Source organism: Micromonospora sp. NPDC049044 (genome assembly GCF_040649215.1).
Lineage (GTDB): Bacteria > Actinomycetota > Actinomycetes > Mycobacteriales > Micromonosporaceae > Micromonospora.
This window is the reverse complement of sequence record NZ_JBEZFA010000010.1, coordinates 79,925-94,191: the sequence shown is the minus strand read 5'-3', so window position 1 is coordinate 94,191 and position 14,267 is coordinate 79,925. Positions and strand designations below refer to the sequence as shown.

Annotated in this window: 15 protein-coding genes and 1 riboswitch; of the genes, 12 read left to right on the top strand and 3 right to left on the bottom strand. The window is 73.9% G+C overall.

What is annotated here, in order from left to right; translation table 11 throughout:
* The first annotated feature begins 45 nt into the window (after positions 1-45).
* The 3 genes from AB0B85_RS10785 (at position 46) to AB0B85_RS10775 (ending at position 2,986) form a co-directional block, all read left to right on the top strand.
* On the top strand, positions 46-963 hold the full coding sequence (locus AB0B85_RS10785) for a cation diffusion facilitator family transporter (RefSeq protein ID WP_357405851.1): 918 nt from the start codon (positions 46-48) through the stop codon (positions 961-963).
* 111 nt (positions 964-1,074) lie between these two features.
* A riboswitch (cyclic di-AMP (ydaO/yuaA leader) is annotated at positions 1,075-1,206 on the top strand.
* 56 nt (positions 1,207-1,262) lie between these two features.
* Positions 1,263-2,279 carry a hypothetical protein gene (locus tag AB0B85_RS10780; protein ID WP_357406064.1) on the top strand — a complete coding sequence of 339 codons (1,017 nt, stop codon included), beginning with the start codon at positions 1,263-1,265 and terminating at the stop codon, positions 2,277-2,279.
* Between the two features lie 200 nt (positions 2,280-2,479).
* Positions 2,480-2,986 carry a hypothetical protein gene (locus tag AB0B85_RS10775; protein WP_357405849.1) on the top strand — a complete coding sequence of 169 codons (507 nt, stop codon included), beginning with the start codon at positions 2,480-2,482 and terminating at the stop codon, positions 2,984-2,986.
* Positions 2,987-3,204: 218 nt separating this feature from the next.
* Here AB0B85_RS10775 and AB0B85_RS10770 read toward each other — a convergent pair whose 3' ends face one another.
* A complete protein-coding gene (locus AB0B85_RS10770; protein ID WP_357405847.1) occupies positions 3,205-3,672 on the bottom strand; it encodes an SRPBCC family protein in 468 nt (155 codons plus the stop codon).
* A gap of 185 nt (positions 3,673-3,857) precedes the next feature.
* On the opposite strand from AB0B85_RS10770, the gene AB0B85_RS10765 reads away from it, so the two are divergent.
* Positions 3,858-4,832, top strand: coding sequence for a PfkB family carbohydrate kinase (locus AB0B85_RS10765; RefSeq protein WP_357405845.1), 975 nt, complete (start codon positions 3,858-3,860; stop codon positions 4,830-4,832).
* The gene (locus AB0B85_RS10760) at positions 4,832-5,659 is read left to right on the top strand and encodes a 5'/3'-nucleotidase SurE (RefSeq protein ID WP_357405843.1); all 828 of its coding nucleotides are present in this window, start codon (positions 4,832-4,834) and stop codon (positions 5,657-5,659) included. Before AB0B85_RS10765 ends, AB0B85_RS10760 begins: the two co-directional genes overlap by 1 nt.
* An 18-nt stretch (positions 5,660-5,677) precedes the next feature.
* Here AB0B85_RS10760 and AB0B85_RS10755 read toward each other — a convergent pair whose 3' ends face one another.
* Positions 5,678-6,040: an STAS domain-containing protein gene (locus AB0B85_RS10755; RefSeq protein ID WP_357405841.1), complete on the bottom strand. Its 363-nt coding sequence runs from the start codon at positions 6,038-6,040 to the stop codon at positions 5,678-5,680.
* 386 nt (positions 6,041-6,426) lie between these two features.
* Here AB0B85_RS10755 and AB0B85_RS10750 point away from each other — a divergent pair, with 386 nt between their 5' ends.
* The 5 genes from AB0B85_RS10750 to AB0B85_RS10730 all read left to right on the top strand — a co-directional run bounded on the left by AB0B85_RS10750 (position 6,427) and on the right by AB0B85_RS10730 (position 9,630).
* Positions 6,427-6,567: a hypothetical protein gene (locus tag AB0B85_RS10750; RefSeq protein ID WP_357405839.1), complete on the top strand. Its 141-nt coding sequence runs from the start codon at positions 6,427-6,429 to the stop codon at positions 6,565-6,567.
* Between the two features lie 140 nt (positions 6,568-6,707).
* Positions 6,708-7,106 carry a hypothetical protein gene (locus AB0B85_RS10745; protein ID WP_357405837.1) on the top strand — a complete coding sequence of 133 codons (399 nt, stop codon included), beginning with the start codon at positions 6,708-6,710 and terminating at the stop codon, positions 7,104-7,106.
* Positions 7,107-7,836: 730 nt separating this feature from the next.
* Positions 7,837-8,523: a BON domain-containing protein gene (locus tag AB0B85_RS10740; RefSeq protein ID WP_357405835.1), complete on the top strand. Its 687-nt coding sequence runs from the start codon at positions 7,837-7,839 to the stop codon at positions 8,521-8,523.
* A gap of 64 nt (positions 8,524-8,587) precedes the next feature.
* Positions 8,588-9,085 (top strand): redoxin domain-containing protein, encoded by a 498-nt coding sequence (locus AB0B85_RS10735; protein ID WP_357405833.1) that lies wholly within the window; start codon positions 8,588-8,590, stop codon positions 9,083-9,085.
* Positions 9,082-9,630 (top strand): DsbA family protein, encoded by a 549-nt coding sequence (locus AB0B85_RS10730; protein ID WP_357405831.1) that lies wholly within the window; start codon positions 9,082-9,084, stop codon positions 9,628-9,630. The genes AB0B85_RS10735 and AB0B85_RS10730 overlap by 4 nt, the downstream gene beginning before the upstream one ends.
* A gap of 12 nt (positions 9,631-9,642) precedes the next feature.
* On the opposite strand, the gene AB0B85_RS10725 is transcribed toward AB0B85_RS10730, so the two are convergent.
* Positions 9,643-12,471 (bottom strand): LuxR C-terminal-related transcriptional regulator, encoded by a 2,829-nt coding sequence (locus AB0B85_RS10725; RefSeq protein ID WP_357406062.1) that lies wholly within the window; start codon positions 12,469-12,471, stop codon positions 9,643-9,645.
* Positions 12,472-12,625: 154 nt separating this feature from the next.
* On the opposite strand from AB0B85_RS10725, the gene AB0B85_RS10720 reads away from it, so the two are divergent.
* Positions 12,626-13,096, top strand: coding sequence for a hypothetical protein (locus AB0B85_RS10720; RefSeq protein ID WP_357405829.1), 471 nt, complete (start codon positions 12,626-12,628; stop codon positions 13,094-13,096).
* Positions 13,093-14,226: an alcohol dehydrogenase catalytic domain-containing protein gene (locus tag AB0B85_RS10715; protein ID WP_357405827.1), complete on the top strand. Its 1,134-nt coding sequence runs from the start codon at positions 13,093-13,095 to the stop codon at positions 14,224-14,226. Before AB0B85_RS10720 ends, AB0B85_RS10715 begins: the two co-directional genes overlap by 4 nt.
* Positions 14,227-14,267: the final 41 nt, after the last annotated feature.

The window sequence follows — 14,267 nt, the reverse complement described above, 5'->3', positions numbered from 1 at the left end:
ACATACATTTGACCGGGCCCCGACCGGCGGCGGAAGGTGGATCTCGTGGGCGCAGGTCATGACCACCACCATGGGTCGGTCGCCAATGCCGCACACCAGCACAGGGGCCGACTCTGGGCGGCGTTCGGGCTGCTCGCCACCCTGATGGTGGTCGAGGCGGTGGCCGCCCTGCACACCGGCTCGCTCGCCCTGCTCTCCGACGCCGGGCACATGTTCACCGACGTGCTCGGCATCGGCATGGCACTCGCCGCGATCACCGCGACCCGGCGGGCCACCGGCGACCCGCAGCGCACCTTCGGGCTCTACCGACTCGAGGTGCTCGCCGCGCTCGCCAACGCCGTCCTGCTCTCCGGCGTCGCCGTCTACGTGCTGATCGAGGCGATCCGCCGATTCGGGGACCCGCACGAGGTCGTCACCGGACCAATGCTCGCGGTGGCCGTCCTCGGCCTGCTCGCGAACATCGTCGCCTTCGCCCTGCTTCGCGCCGGCGCCCGGGAGAGCATCAACCTCCAGGGCGCCTACCTGGAGGTGCTCGGCGACCTGCTCGGCTCGTTGGGCGTGATCGGCGCGGCGCTGCTCATCGCCGGCACCGACTGGTGGTGGGCCGATCCACTCGTCGCGGTCGCCATCGGCGCGTTCATCCTGCCGCGCACCTGGCGGCTGGCCCGCGCCGCCGTCCGGATTCTGGTCCAGGCCGCCCCGAAGCACCTCCAGGTGACCGCCGTGCATGACCGACTGGCCGCGGTCCCCGGCGTGGTCGAGGTGCACGACCTGCACGTCTGGACGCTCACCTCGGGCATGGACGTGGCGTCCGCGCACCTGACCATGGCACCCGACGCGGAGGTCGGCGCGGTGCTCACCGCGGCGCGTACCGCCCTGCACGACGACTTCCGGATCGAACACGCGACGTTGCAGATCGAGCCCGGCGCCGCCACCGGAGCGTGCGGCTCGATCGAGTGGTGACAATTCGTTCGTGACGACGCACGCACCGTCCGTCACAACGGCTGCAGCCGCCCCACCGGCACCGGTAGGCTCGGTCCCGGCCTCCACCAGGCGGCGCCCTCCAGGCGCCGGTGGCGGTCGCCGCCTAATCGCCCAGCCGGGCGAACCGGGGAACCACGTTCCTGGGGTGCATCCGCGTCAGCGGTAGGGATCTTCCGTCCCGAACCCGACAGCTAACCCGGTCGGCGGCTGACGGAAGGACATGCGCAGTGGCACCAGCACGACCACCCGCCGCCCGACTGGCGGCCCTGATCGTCGCGATGTTCGCCCTCGGCGTCGCGCTCCCGGCCGGCACCGCCTCGGCCGCTCCCCCGACCGGCCTGCGGGCCGCCGCCGCCCCCGACTCCGACGAGGAGGGCGGCACCCCCTCGCTACGCGCCCAACTTGAGGCCGCCAGCAAGGGCTACCTGGACGCGAAACGCGCGCTGGACACCTCCGTGCAGCGGCAACAGCAGCTCGCCACCCAGCTGAAGACCATCGAGGTCGAGCTCGCCCAGCGCGACGGCAAGGTCGGCCAGATCGCCGACGTGGCGTACCGCACCGGCCGGCTCGGCACGGTGTCGGCGCTGCTCAACAGCAACAGCCCGGAGGGCTTCATGGACCGGGCCGCCGCGCTGGAGGCGGTGGCCGCCAACGAGGACCGGGTGCTGCGCGATCTACTCGCCACCAAGGACCAGGCCAATCGCACCCGGGCCGCCCTGAACGGCGAGATCGTCGAAGAGCGCAAGCAGGTAGCGGTGATGGCCAAGCGCAAGGACCAGGCCGAACGGGCGCTGGCCGTGGCCAACGCCCCCAAGCCGCAGACCACCGCCGACAGCGGTTCCAACCGGGGCACCTCCACGGCGAACGCGAAGGCCGCACCCCGCAACTCCGACGGCTCCTGGCCATCCGAATCGTGCAGCGTCAACGACCCCACCCCCGCCAGCGGCTGCATCACCCCGCGCACCCTGCACGCGCTCAACCAGGCCAAGGCCGCCGGCTTCACCAGGTACGTCTCCTGCCACCGCCCCAGCGGCTCCGGCGAACACCCCAAGGGCCGGGCCTGCGACTTCGCGGCCCAGAAGGATGGCTTCGGCGGCAACGCCACCGGCGGCGACAAGACGTACGGCAACAACCTGGCCGCGTACTTCATCCGCAACGCCGACCAGCTCGCCGTGCTGTACGTGATCTGGTACCGGCAGATCTGGCTGCCCAGCAGTGGGTGGAAGTCGTACAGCGGCGCGGGCGGCACCCCGTCCACCGACCACACCAACCACGTACACCTGTCGGTCTACTGACCCCCGGTGTCCGGCGGGTGATCCACTCGTGTTCGCCGACTCCGGGGTGTCCGGTCAACGGGATACCCCGGAGTCGGTGATGTCGTGTTGACCATGCGGGCGGGCGATGCCGTCGCCGGGGCCGGCTACGTCGCCGGGCGTACCCTGGATGACGTCGGCGGTCGGACGACCCGGCCCGGGTCGGCGGGCAGCATCGCGGTATGCCTCGGATCCCACCCACCACCCGCAAGGGCCTGCTCGCACTGCATCTGGTCACCTCGCTCGGCTGGCTCGGTGCCGACCTCGTGCTCCTCACCCTCGGCATCGCCGTGCAGCGTGGCGCCGACCCGGCGGTGGTCTACCCGGCCATGGCGCTGGTCGGCACTGTGCTGTTCGCGCCGCTGAGCGTCCTGGTCTGGCTGGTCGGGGTCGCCAGCGCGCTCCTCACCCCGTGGGGCCTGTGGCGCTATCGCTGGGTGCTGGCCAAGCTCGTGCTCACCACCGTGATGGTCGGACTGGTGCTGTTCCTGCTCACGCCGAACCTGCGGCACGCCGGTGCGGTGGGCGCCGCCCTTCCCACCCGGGACCGCGCCGACCTGGTGATCGCCCCCGCCGTCTCGACCAGCCTGATGATCATTGCGACGGTGCTGTCCACCTACAAGCCCTGGGGCCGACGTCCCGTCGCCCGCCCCGCCCGTGAGAGCACCCCGGTGACCACGCCGCACTGACCCGCGCCGCGATGCCGATGGCGCGACGATCGCGCTGCCCCGGCCGCGCCGCGATGTCCATGCTGCGACGACCGCGCTGCCACGACCGCGCTGCCACGACCGCGCTAGAACCTGGATCCGGTGGCATCCTCCCGCCCACAGGCCACTACATCCACGATCGAGCACGATCATGAGCTGGGCCGCGAGGGCGGGGGTGGGCTGGTCGAGGCGGGGTGGGGTCAGGACGAGGGTGGGGGGTCGCCGGCGCGGTCGAGGGCCGGGCCGAGCCGGGCGGCGAGGGCGAGGTGCGCGGAGCGCGCCTGGCGGAACGCGTACCGGAACAGTGGCGTCGGCGCGGTCAGGGTGATCTCGACATCGATCCGGACCAGGCCTTCCGACTCGGCGCGCAGTCGGGTGTGGTTGCGCACCGTGGTGGCGGGCCACTGGCGGGCCACCGTGACGATCTCGTCGGCCTCGCTGATCAGCACGTCCGCGTGGTACGTGGTCCGGAAGCGGAGCGGGCCGGCCACCAGCCTGTCGTTGATCGTGTAGCTGGCCCGGGCACCGGGTCGGGGCGGCAGTTCCCGGACCCGCACGATCAGCGGATGCAGCTCGCCCTGTCGGGTCAGGTCGCTGAGCAACGCCGCCGCCTCGTCCGGCGAGCACCGGGCCTGGACGGTGTAGCCGAAGGTATCGCTGCTGAGCACACGTCTCCCACCGTCGTTGTCGCACGATCGTCCCGTACCGATGTCTGGCTGGCAACGCCCGACGGCCGCCGATGTCGGGCCAACACCTGTCGATGGGAGGCCGCGTCCCCAGTTGTCCCATTAGGGTCGGTTAGTGAGGATTCACCCGACCGACTGAAGGGCGACAGCATGAGTGGCGACGACGGATGAGCGGGCACGTGATGGTCTTCGCGCCCACCCCGCAGCTCACGGTCACCGTGGACCAGCCGAACGACCACCCCGAGCTGCACCTGCACCCCGGCGGGCAGGGCGTCTGGCAGGCCCGGATGGTCATGTCACTCGGTGTCGACGTGGTGCTCTGCGCCGCCCTCGGCGGCGAGATCGGGCAGGTGCTGGAGCCGCTCCTGGTGAGCGAGGGAGTGGACCTCAAGGTGGTGGTCCGTGACTCCGGCAGCGGCGGGTACGTGCACGACCGCCGGGGCGGCTCGCGCCAGGAGATCGCCGACGTACCCGGGCAGCCGCTGAGCCGGCACGAGTTGGACGAGCTGTACAACCTGGCCCTCGGCGAGGGCCTACAGGCCGCGGTGAGCGTCCTCAGTGGGCCGAACGAGCCGTGGCTGGTCCCGGCCGACCTGTACCGGCGCTTCGCCGCCGACCTCGCCGCCAACGGCGGCCGGGTGGTCGTCGACCTCTCCGGTGATCACCTCGGCGCGGTGCTGGAGAGCGGCGTGTTCTTCCTCAAGGTGAGTCACGAGGAGCTGATCCGCGACGGCCGCGCCCGCAGCGACGACAGCCTGGAGCTGACCCGGACCATGTACGAACTCCACGCCGCCGGCGCCGAGACGGTGGTGGTGAGCCGGGCCGAGCAGCCAGCGCTGGCGCTCATCGACGGGGAACTGTTCGAGGTCGAGATGCCCCGCCTGGAGGCCGCCGACCCCCGCGGCGCGGGCGACTCGATGACCGCCGGGGTGGCCGCCGTCGTGGCCCGCGGCGGGGACATCCGGACCGCCATCCGCACCGGCGCCGCCGCCGGGGCGCTGAACGTGACCCGGCACGGTCTCGGCACCGGACGACTGGACTCGATCACCGGCCTGGTCGACCGGGTCCGGCTGGTGCCAGCGGACAGCCGACCCCAGGAGCGGACCACCCCTGACGAGTTGGCCGACCGGGTGGTGGAGTGATGATGCTGCGGGTGCTGATCACCAACGACGACGGGATCGCCGCGCCCGGCATTCAGGCCCTGGCCTGGGCGGCGGTGCAGCGGGGCCTGGACGTGGTGGTCGCCGCGCCGCTGGAGGAGGCGAGCGGCACGAGCGCCGCGATGAGCGCTGTGGAGCGCGACGGGCGGGTCGTCGTGAACGACCACCCGCTGCCGGACCTGACGGGCGTGCCGGCGTACGGGGTGGGTGGCTCCCCCGGCTTCATCACCCTGATCGCGCTGCACGGCGCGTTCGGTCCACCGCCCTCGGTGGTGCTCTCCGGCATCAACCGGGGTGCCAACGCGGGGCGGGCCGTGTTGCACTCCGGAACGGTGGGTGCCGCCTTCACCGCCGCCACGAACGGGTGCCGGGCGATGGCGGTGTCCCTCGACGTACTCTCCGCGGGCGAGGCGACGGCAGCCAGCGGCGGTGCCGCGGTGGACGCCGCCGCCCGGGTACGCGACGCCGAGCGGCACTGGAGCACCGCGGCGCGCGTCGCCCTGGACCTGCTCCCCCGCCTGACCTCCGGTCCGCTGGAGAGCGTGCTCAACGTAAACGCCCCGGACCTGCCGCACGGGCGGCTGCGCGGGGTGCGACGCGGCACGCTGGCGAGCTTCGGTCAGGTGCAGATGACGGTGGCCGAATCCGGCCACGGGTTCGTCCGTACCTCACTCGAGGAGCCGGGGCAGGCGGCGCAGCCCGGCACGGACGTGGCGTTGCTGGCCGCCGGGTACGCCTCGGTGACGGCCATCCGAGCAGTCACCGAGGCGACGGACATCGACCTGACCGGGCTGGACGAGCAGCAGTGACCGGCGGCCCGCTGGCGCTCAGGCGCCGGGCAGCACCTCGGGGGTGACCGCGCCGGCGAAGTAGGGCTCGGGGGCACCGAACAGGCCGAGCAGGCCGGTCACCCAGAGCTGCCGGTGCACGAACCGGCTCGGCTCGGTGACCACCAGCTTGACGTTGCTGACCTCGGCCGTCTGGAAGCCGGCAACCATGGCGCTGATGCCGACGGAGTCGATGAAGGTGACCAGCCTCATGTTCAGCTCGATGCGCAGCGGCCGGCTCTTGGCCAGCACCTCCGCGATCGCCTCGCGCACCTCGTACGCTGTGTCGACGTCGATCTCGCCCCGGGGGGCGATCTCCACGACTCCACCGGACAAAACCGACTTCACGATCGACAGGCTCACGCGAGCACCTCCACCCGCCCGTCCCCCGGGCGCCTCATCAGTACGCGGGCCGCGACCGAGAGTATTCCTCTGACGGCCTCGGTCGCCACCCCTCGGATGAGCAATTCACGGATCCGCACCCACAAAGGCACCCATATCCGTACTTTTGAGTAACTGATTGCTCAAGACTTTTTGTTATTCGACCTCCGACGAACCGGTCGCGACCGGCACGCCGCGGACCAGGGTAGCGGCCCGGGCCCGACGCGCCCGACAACCGGCCCCCGACCGACGGCTCACCCCGTGCCACCGGCGTGTCGGCCACGGACACCCGTCCGACCCCGGCGCCCCTGTTGCCGACGCAACCTAGCATCGGGCTGGGACACCCCCAGCTACGGAGAGGATCTTCGATGCTCAAACGACTTGCCGGCCTGGCCGGCGTCGGCGTTCTGCTCGCTCTCGTACTGGCCTGCGGTTTCGGCGGTGGAGACGACGATGACGACGATGACGACGACTTCGCCCGCGGCGTCGCCGTGGTGGTGCTGCGCTGAGTTGCGGCGGCGGCCCGCAGCCGACCGGGTTTGCGCCCGGGCGGCCCGGGGCACTGGCGGGGTAGGCGAACCGTGACGCGCTGAACAGACGCCGAAGTCCGAAGTGGCCGGCGGCTTCGGCACCCGAGGAGGTAACCACGATGTTCGGAACCAACGTGCTGGACCGCCGGAGCAGGCCGGAACGGATTGCGGACCATGCCTGGGAGCAGCTGCTCTCCGCCGTGAACTCGGCCGGAGACAGCGTGCGCGACACCGCCCGCTCGGCCCGTCGCAACAGCGGCGACCTCGCCGACGGTGCGGGTGACCTGGTGGGCTCCGCCGCCGAGGAGGCGCGACGTCGCGCCTCGTTGGCCTTCGACGCGCTCGCCGGTCGGCAGCCGGCACTGCCCTGGACCCTGCTGATCGGCGCCGCGCTGGTGGGCGTCGCCGTTGGCTGGGCCGTCGGCTCCGCCGCGCGGGCCGCCGGCAGCCGGGACGACCGCGCCGTCGACGACGTGGAGTTCGTCGACGTGGACCGGCCCAACTCTCCGGCGGTGTGACCGACCCGTCCACAACCACCACAGCGGGCCCCGCTCACAAGCAGTCGAGCGGGGTCCGTCGCCGTGCCGCAGACCCGCGCCGTAGCGGGGGTCGGGGCCGCAGACCTGCGCCGCATCACATTATGGAGTTGCGTCGAGGTCCGGTGGCGCTGCTGATCGGCGCCGGGCGGTGGGCCGGCCCGCCGGGTGCCGGACCCCTCAGGCAGCCCGGCGGACCGGTGTTCGGGTGATGGTCGCCCGCGCCGCCCGCTCGCGACCGGCGCAGGCGAGGGTGGCCATCCGCCGTGGCCGGGGCGGAAGCCGGGGCAAAGCGCGTCCCGCCCCGAGGCGGCGGCGGTGACCAGCACGGACCGGACCATGCCCGGGAGGTGGTCGGGCATCTGCGGTTTCCTCGCGGGATGCAGCCACGGGGGACGGGGCTGATCCGGTGGTGACGTCGTGGCCCGGGGGACGAGCACGACGACGGGGACGAGGTGGAGCTTGCCCTGGCTTCCACCACCCGACGCAACGGCTCCTGCGATCGAGGACTGCGATTACGGTAACCGAAACGCGCTCGCTTTGGAAGCGCTCCCATTGTCTCCTTCGGGACCGCCCCGCCGCACCCGGAGCTGCGGCTCCTCACCCGACGCGGGTGAGGACGATTCACCCGGGCCGGCGGCAGGCTCGGATCCCGGCGGACCTCCGGCCGCAGCCGCCACCGGTCCGCCACCCACGCAGGGAGGAGGCCCAGATGGCGATCGCCGAGATCGACCGCACCGACCAGGACATCCAGTCCGCCGTACTCGACGAGCTGACCTGGGAACCGCGGGTGCAGCCGCACGAGATCGGCGTGACAGTCGCCGAGGCCGTCGTCACGCTCACCGGCCGGGTGGACAGCTACGCCAAGAAGTGGGCAGCCGAACGGGCCGCCCACCGGGTCGCCCGGGTCCGGGCGGTCGCCAACGACCTGGCCGTCCGACTGGCCGCCGGCACCGAGCGCGCCGATCCCGACCTGGCCGCCGCGGCCAGCCACGCGCTGGAATGGGACGCGTTCGTGCCCATCGAGAAGCTCCAGGTCACCGTCTCGGCCGGCTGGGTGACGCTGCACGGCGAGGTCGAGTGGGAATACCAGCGCCGGGCGGCGGAGCGGGCGGTGGGAAGGCTCACCGGCGTACGCGGGATGAGTAACGGCATCACTGTGCGGCCGGCCGCCCCACCGGACGGCCGGAACCTGGCCGATCGGATCGTCGACGCCCTGGCCCGCGCCGGAGCGACCGAGGCCGAACGGATCAGCGTCCGGGTGCACGGCGACACAGCGGTGCTCGCCGGACTTGTCCACTCGATGCCCGAACGGGCCGAGGTCGAGCAGGTGGCCTGGTCCGCCCCCGGTATCCGGGAGGTGCAGAACCACATCGCTGTCGCGCCGGTGCTGCGCTGAGCGAGCGCGAAACCACCCGGGGTGGGTGAGCCGACCTCACCCACCCCTGGAGCAGGCTGGGGGCATGAGTGATCCGAACGGGCTGATTCAACCGGGACGCCCCGCGCCCGATTTCACCCTTCCGGCCACCCCGGACGGGGCCCTGACCGGGCCCGGGCAGTTCCGGGGACGACCGGTGGTGCTCGCGTTCTATCCGGCCGACTGGAGTCCGGTGTGCGGCGACCAGATGTCGCTCTACCAGTCGGCGGCACCCGTGTTCGATCAGTACCGGGCGGTGGTGCTCGGCATCTCGGTGGACAGCATCTGGTCCCACCGGGCGTTCGCGGAGAGCCGGGGTATCGAGTTCCCACTGCTCGCCGACTTCGAGCCGAAGGGCGAGGTGGCCCGCCGCTACGGCGTGTACAACTCGCAGGGTGAGGCGGACCGGGCCCTCGTGGTGCTCGACCCAGCCGGGCAGGTGACCTGGAGCTACGTCTCGCCGCCCGACGTCAACCCGGGTGCCGACGGCATCTTCGACGCCCTCGACCAACTCGCCGCCGATCGGAAGGTGACGACCGGATGACCACGCCACTGCAGGTGACCGCCCGGCTCCGGGACCCGGTCACCACCGAGGACCATGTCCGGGGGCCGGCCGACGCGGCGGTGACAGTCGTCGAGTACGGCGACTTCCAGTGCCAGTTCTGCGGTGCGGCCTATCCGAACCTGCACGAGATGCTGCGGCAGCGCGCCGACACCGTCCGGCTGGTCTACCGCTACTTCCCCATCGCCAACGTGCACCCGTACGCCGAACGCGCCGCCGAGACGGCCGAGGCCGCCGCGGTCCGCGGCCGGTTCTGGGAGATGCACGACTGGCTCTACGAGCACCAGGACCAACTCGACCCGGTGCACCTCTCGCTCGGCGTCGAGCAGGTCGGGCTGCCGCCGGACGAGTTGAACGCCGAGGTGGAGAACCGGGCGCACGCGGACCGGGTGCGCCGGGACTTCGTCGGCGGCATCCGCAGCGGGGTGAACGGCACCCCCACCCTGTTCATCAACGGCGTCCGCCACGAGGGCGGGTACGACCTGCCCGAGCTGCTGGCCGCCGTGGACGCCGCGAGCAACGCCTGACCGTCGACCCGCTCAGATCAGCCGCAACTCGCGCGCCCGCCGGACCGCCTCGCGCCGGCGGGTCGCGTCGAGTTTGCGGTAGATGTTGCGGACGTGGGTCTTCACCGTGTTCACCGACAGGGACAGCTCGCTGGCGATCTCCACGTTGGACAGGATGCTCTGCAGATAGCGCAGGATGGTCAACTCCCGCTCGGTGAGCGGCTCGTCGAGCGGTCCCCTCGGCTCGACGTCCGGCCGGGTGGTGCTCGGTCCGGCCCCGCGTACCAGGTCACTGACCAGGGCGAAGTGGGCGGTGCCCGCGTCCAGGTGCGCGGCCAGTAGGTCCCGCACCGGCGGTCCGGCGTGGGTGAAGACCCGCCGACAACCCTGCGGCCCGGCCAGATCCAGCACCTGCTCCAGGAGCCGGCCGGCCCGCCTCCCGTCCCCGGCCCGCTGGGCCAGCACCGCGTCGAGCAGGCCCGCGTCCAGGCGTACCGGCAGGGGCCAGGCGGTGGCAGACGGCGCCTGCCAGCCGGGCAGCCCGCGACCGGCGGCAGCGGCGTCGCCGGCCAGCAGCGCCACCTTCGCCGCCGCCACCGCCAGCACCGGGTCGGTGTCCGCGTCGGCCGGATCGGCAAGCAGCTCGCGGGCGGCGTCCAGGTCGCCGCGCTCGGCGCGCAGTTCGGCCTCGGCGGCGCGCAGCAGACCTGTCAGCTCGGCGGCGGACGGCTTGTCGACGAGCGCTTCCCGGGCCCGGACGAGAAGTCGTTGGCCGGCCGCCGGGTCGCCGCGGTCGCGGTGCAGCTGCGCCCGGCACAGCGCGCCCACCGCCGCGGCCACCGGTTCGCCGCGCGCGCCGGCAAGCCAGCCGTCGCCCGCAGGTCCCGCTGGGTCGTCGTCGCCCCGGCCGCCGTCGACGCCGAGTGCCGGTGCGGCGAGGTTGAGGTTCGCGGTGGCCTCGTCGGGCTGGTCACGCAGCAGCGCCACCTGCGCCAACGCCAGGTACGCGTAGGCGCAGTCGAGCCGGCAGGACCAGCCCCGACAGGGCGGCAGGCCCAACGCCTCCCGGGCCGCCTGCTCGGCTGCCCGCAGCTCACCGCGTACCGCGAGCAGCAGCGCGGCGCGGCTGGCGTCGACCAGCTCGGTACGCGGCCGGCCCGCCTCCCGCGCGGCCGCCCGGGCCCGCACGAACCGGGCGGTCGGCAACGCGCCAGCGGCCAACTCGACAAGCCCCAGGGCGGTGCCGGTGAACGCCCGCAGGTCGGCGTCGTCGGCGGCACCCGCACCGGACGTCGGCGCGGAACCGCCAGTCGACCCCGGGTCCGGCGGTCGGGTCGGTGTGGCGCCCGGCGAGCGGGTCCGCAGCATCCGGGCGGCGGCGGCCCGCACCTCCACCGGGTCGTCGGCGAGCCGGGCCACAGTCAACTCCAGCGCGGTGACCAACCGCAGGAACCGTTGCCGGCGAGGCACCGGCAGGGCCGCGGCGTGCCCGGCGGCGGCGCGCAGCTGACCGGTGGCGGCCGGAAGGTCTCCGGCGTACGCGCGCTCGGCGGCGTAGGCCAGGGCCACCTCCGGGTCGGCCCGGATCACCTCCACCGGCGGGGCGAGCGGTGCCGGGGCGTGCACCGGGTCACTGTCGTAGCGGGTCAGCTCCGGCCAGTGCGCGACGAACAGGTCGCCGGCCAGGTCCCACCGCCCGGCGGTGAGCGCGTGCCGCAGCGCGTCGGCCGGCCGACCGTCGCCCGCGTACCAGTCGGCCGCCCGCACGTGCAGGTCGCGCAGCTCGGGGCCGGGCAGGCGGGCCAGGTCGGCGCGGAGCAGGTCAGCCAGCAGCGGGTCGCAGCGGTACCACGGCGGTCGGGTGTCCTCCCGGTGCAGCAGACCACCCGTGCGGGCCAGGTCGGCAAGGGCCTGCCCGGCGTCGGCCCGGCCGGTGAGCGCCCCGGCCAGGTCGGCGCAGACGCTCTCGACGACGGCGGTCCGGCGCAGCAGTTCCTCCTCAGCCGCGTCGAGCGACGCCAGCACCTCCTCGCGTAGGTACCCGGCGATCTCCGGCAGGTCACCCCCGAACTGCCCCACCCAGCGCCCCGGGTCGGGCTGCCCGCGTACCGCCAAAGCGGCGATGCGCAGCGCGGCCGGCCAGCCCCCGGTGCGTTCGCGCAGCAGGTGCACGTCGGCCGCCGGCAGGGCCGCGCCGTGCGCGGTGAGCAGGTCGGCCACCTCGTCGTCGGTGAACGCCAGCTCGTCCGGGCCGATCTCGGTAAGCTCGCCGGCGAGGCGGAGCCGGTGCAGGGGCAGGTGCAGCCCGGCCCGCGCCCCGATCACCAGGCGCAGTCCCGGACCGGAATGCCGCAGCAGGAACTCCACGCCGCTGAGCGCCGCCGGGTCGGTGACCCGGTGCAGGTCGTCCAGGATCAGCAGCACCGGCCGGTCCGCGTCGGCGAGGGTGGCGGCCAACAGCTCCAACTGGTCGGGGCGGGGCGGCCGGTCGGGCACCGGGCCCGCCTCCGCCGACCCGGTCGCCGTGCGCAACGCCGCCGCGAGGTACGCCCAGAGCCGGTCGGCGTCGTCGCCGACCTCCACCGACACCCAGGCCGGGACCGGGATGGCCGCCTGCGACACGGACAGTTCGCCGGAGTCGGGCACGACCGCGCCCGGCTCGACGTCGGGCGTCGCGCTGTCGAGCCGCGCCCAGGTGGCGAGCAGCGTGGTCTTGCCCCAACCGGCGGGGGCGGCGACCAGGGTGACCGGTCCGGCGGTGCCCTCGTCGAGCCGGCGCAGCAGCCGGGGCCGGGCCAGCACCGGCTGCGGTGGCACGGCCGGGGTCAGCCGGGACGCGAGCAGCGGTGGCTGCTCCACCATCGTGTCGACGCGTACGCGACTCTGCTGTTCCGGCACCCGGCCCCACCCCCACCACGCGCTCCGCCCCCGGTCGGCGAGCGGTTACCCGGCGCGGGCCGGTTCACCCCTTCCGGGCGAGCACGCTTCACCCGTCCGCGACCGATGATCGGGGGACGTGGACGGGGAGGACGTGGGACCGGTGGCAGCGATGGGACGGCTGGTGCGGGCGGGACCCGCCCTCGGCGGCGCGGCGCTGGCCGGGGTGCGCCGGTGGCGCGTACCCCGGTGGCGCGGGCGCGGTGGCGCGGACCGCCACCCGGTCGCCCCGCCCGGGTGGGAGGTGGTGACCGTCGACCGACCGCCCGAGCAGGTGCTTCCCGGTGGCCGGTGGCCGGAGCCGTTGCGCCGCCTGGACGGGGCGGTCGAGGTGCGGGTGCGGCCCGCGCCCGGCGACCGGGGCACCGAGCTGGCCGCCCGACCGCTTGCCGGCGCCACCCCGCCGGTCGGGTTGGCCGCGCACCTGGTCGGCGACGACCCGGGCCTGCTGGTCCGCCGGGCGCTGCGCCAGATCAAGCAATGGGCCGAGGCCGGCGAGGTGCTGCGCGCCGACCGGTCCGCGCTGGACCGCCCCGAGGTCCGCAGGTGAGGGCGCTGTGCTGGGTGGCCGCCGGCGAGCTGGCGGTACGCGAGGTGCCCGACCCGGAGCTGCGCAACGAGCGGGACGTCATCGTCCGGGTCCGCCGCAGCGCCACCTCCGGCGCGGACCTGCCGCTGCTGGCCGGCCGTAACCCGCTGCTGCGGGCCGGCGACGTGCTCGGGGCCGAGTTCCTGGGCGAGGTGGTCGAGGTCGGTCCCGCTGTCCGCCGGCACCGTGACGGCGATCGGGTGGTCGTCGGCGCGAGCATCGCCTGCGGCGGCTGCTGGTACTGCCGCCAGGGCCTGCACTCCTGCTGCGACAACGGCAGCGCCGACCCGGCGAGCGTCGACCCCGGATGGGAACACTCGGACGCCGGCTGCTTCGGCCGTCCCCGGGCGGCGGGCGGGTTCGCCGGCGGTCACGCCGAGTACGTGCGGGTGCCGTACGCCGACGTGGGCGCGTTTCGGGTGCCGGACGCGGTCGACGACGACCGGGCGTTGTTCGCCGCCGACGCGGCGCCGACCGGGTGGCTGGCCGCCGAGTTGGGTGCGGTGGGTCCCGGCGACGTGGTGGCGATCTGGGGTGCGGGGGCGGTGGGCCAGTTGACCGCTCGGGCTGCGGTGCTGCGCGGGGCCGCCCGGGTGCTTGTCGTCGACGGGTACGAGGAGCGGTTGCGGATGGCCGAGCGGCACGCCGGCGCGGAGCCGCTCGACTACCGCCGCACCGACGTCGCGGCCGAGTTGCGCGACCGCAGCGGTGGGCGGGGCCCGGACGTCTGCGTGGTGGCGGTCGGCGCGCCGCCGTCCGAGCGGTTCGGTGGCCCGGCCGACCGTCCGGACGCCAGCCGTGAGGCCGTGCACGCGTGCCGCAAGGGCGGTGTGGTGGTGCTGCTCGGCGGGTCGGACGGATTCGTCGACGCGTTCCCGTTGGGCGCGGTGACCGACCGACGGCTGACGCTGCGCGGGGCCGGTCGGGCGGACCTGCGGGACGTACCGATGCTGCTGGACCGGATGGCCCGCGGTGAGCTGCGCACCGAACACCTGGCCACCCACCGGCTGCAGTTGACGCACGCCCCGCAGGGGTACGCGCTGTTCCGGGACCGGGCCGACGGGTGCGTGCGAGCCGTGTTCACGCCCTGACGCCCTCCTGGCGACCTGCCATCGGGGACCCCGAATGACAC

Bases quoted from the DNA above. Each gene is read 5' to 3' on its own strand.
- AB0B85_RS10765 (WP_357405845.1), top strand. From the start codon at position 3,858: ATGAGCGGGCACGTGATGGTCTTCGCGCCCACCCCGCAGCTCACGGTC.
- AB0B85_RS10750 (WP_357405839.1), top strand. From the start codon at position 6,427: ATGCTCAAACGACTTGCCGGCCTGGCCGGCGTCGGCGTTCTGCTCGCT.
- AB0B85_RS10740 (WP_357405835.1), top strand. From the start codon at position 7,837: ATGGCGATCGCCGAGATCGACCGCACCGACCAGGACATCCAGTCCGCC.
- AB0B85_RS10775 (WP_357405849.1), top strand. From the start codon at position 2,480: ATGCCTCGGATCCCACCCACCACCCGCAAGGGCCTGCTCGCACTGCAT.
- AB0B85_RS10735 (WP_357405833.1), top strand. From the start codon at position 8,588: ATGAGTGATCCGAACGGGCTGATTCAACCGGGACGCCCCGCGCCCGAT.
- AB0B85_RS10730 (WP_357405831.1), top strand. From the start codon at position 9,082: ATGACCACGCCACTGCAGGTGACCGCCCGGCTCCGGGACCCGGTCACC.
- AB0B85_RS10780 (WP_357406064.1), top strand. From the start codon at position 1,263: ATGTTCGCCCTCGGCGTCGCGCTCCCGGCCGGCACCGCCTCGGCCGCT.
- AB0B85_RS10725 (WP_357406062.1), bottom strand. From the start codon at position 12,471: ATGGTGGAGCAGCCACCGCTGCTCGCGTCCCGGCTGACCCCGGCCGTG.
- AB0B85_RS10745 (WP_357405837.1), top strand. From the start codon at position 6,708: ATGTTCGGAACCAACGTGCTGGACCGCCGGAGCAGGCCGGAACGGATT.
- AB0B85_RS10760 (WP_357405843.1), top strand. From the start codon at position 4,832: ATGATGCTGCGGGTGCTGATCACCAACGACGACGGGATCGCCGCGCCC.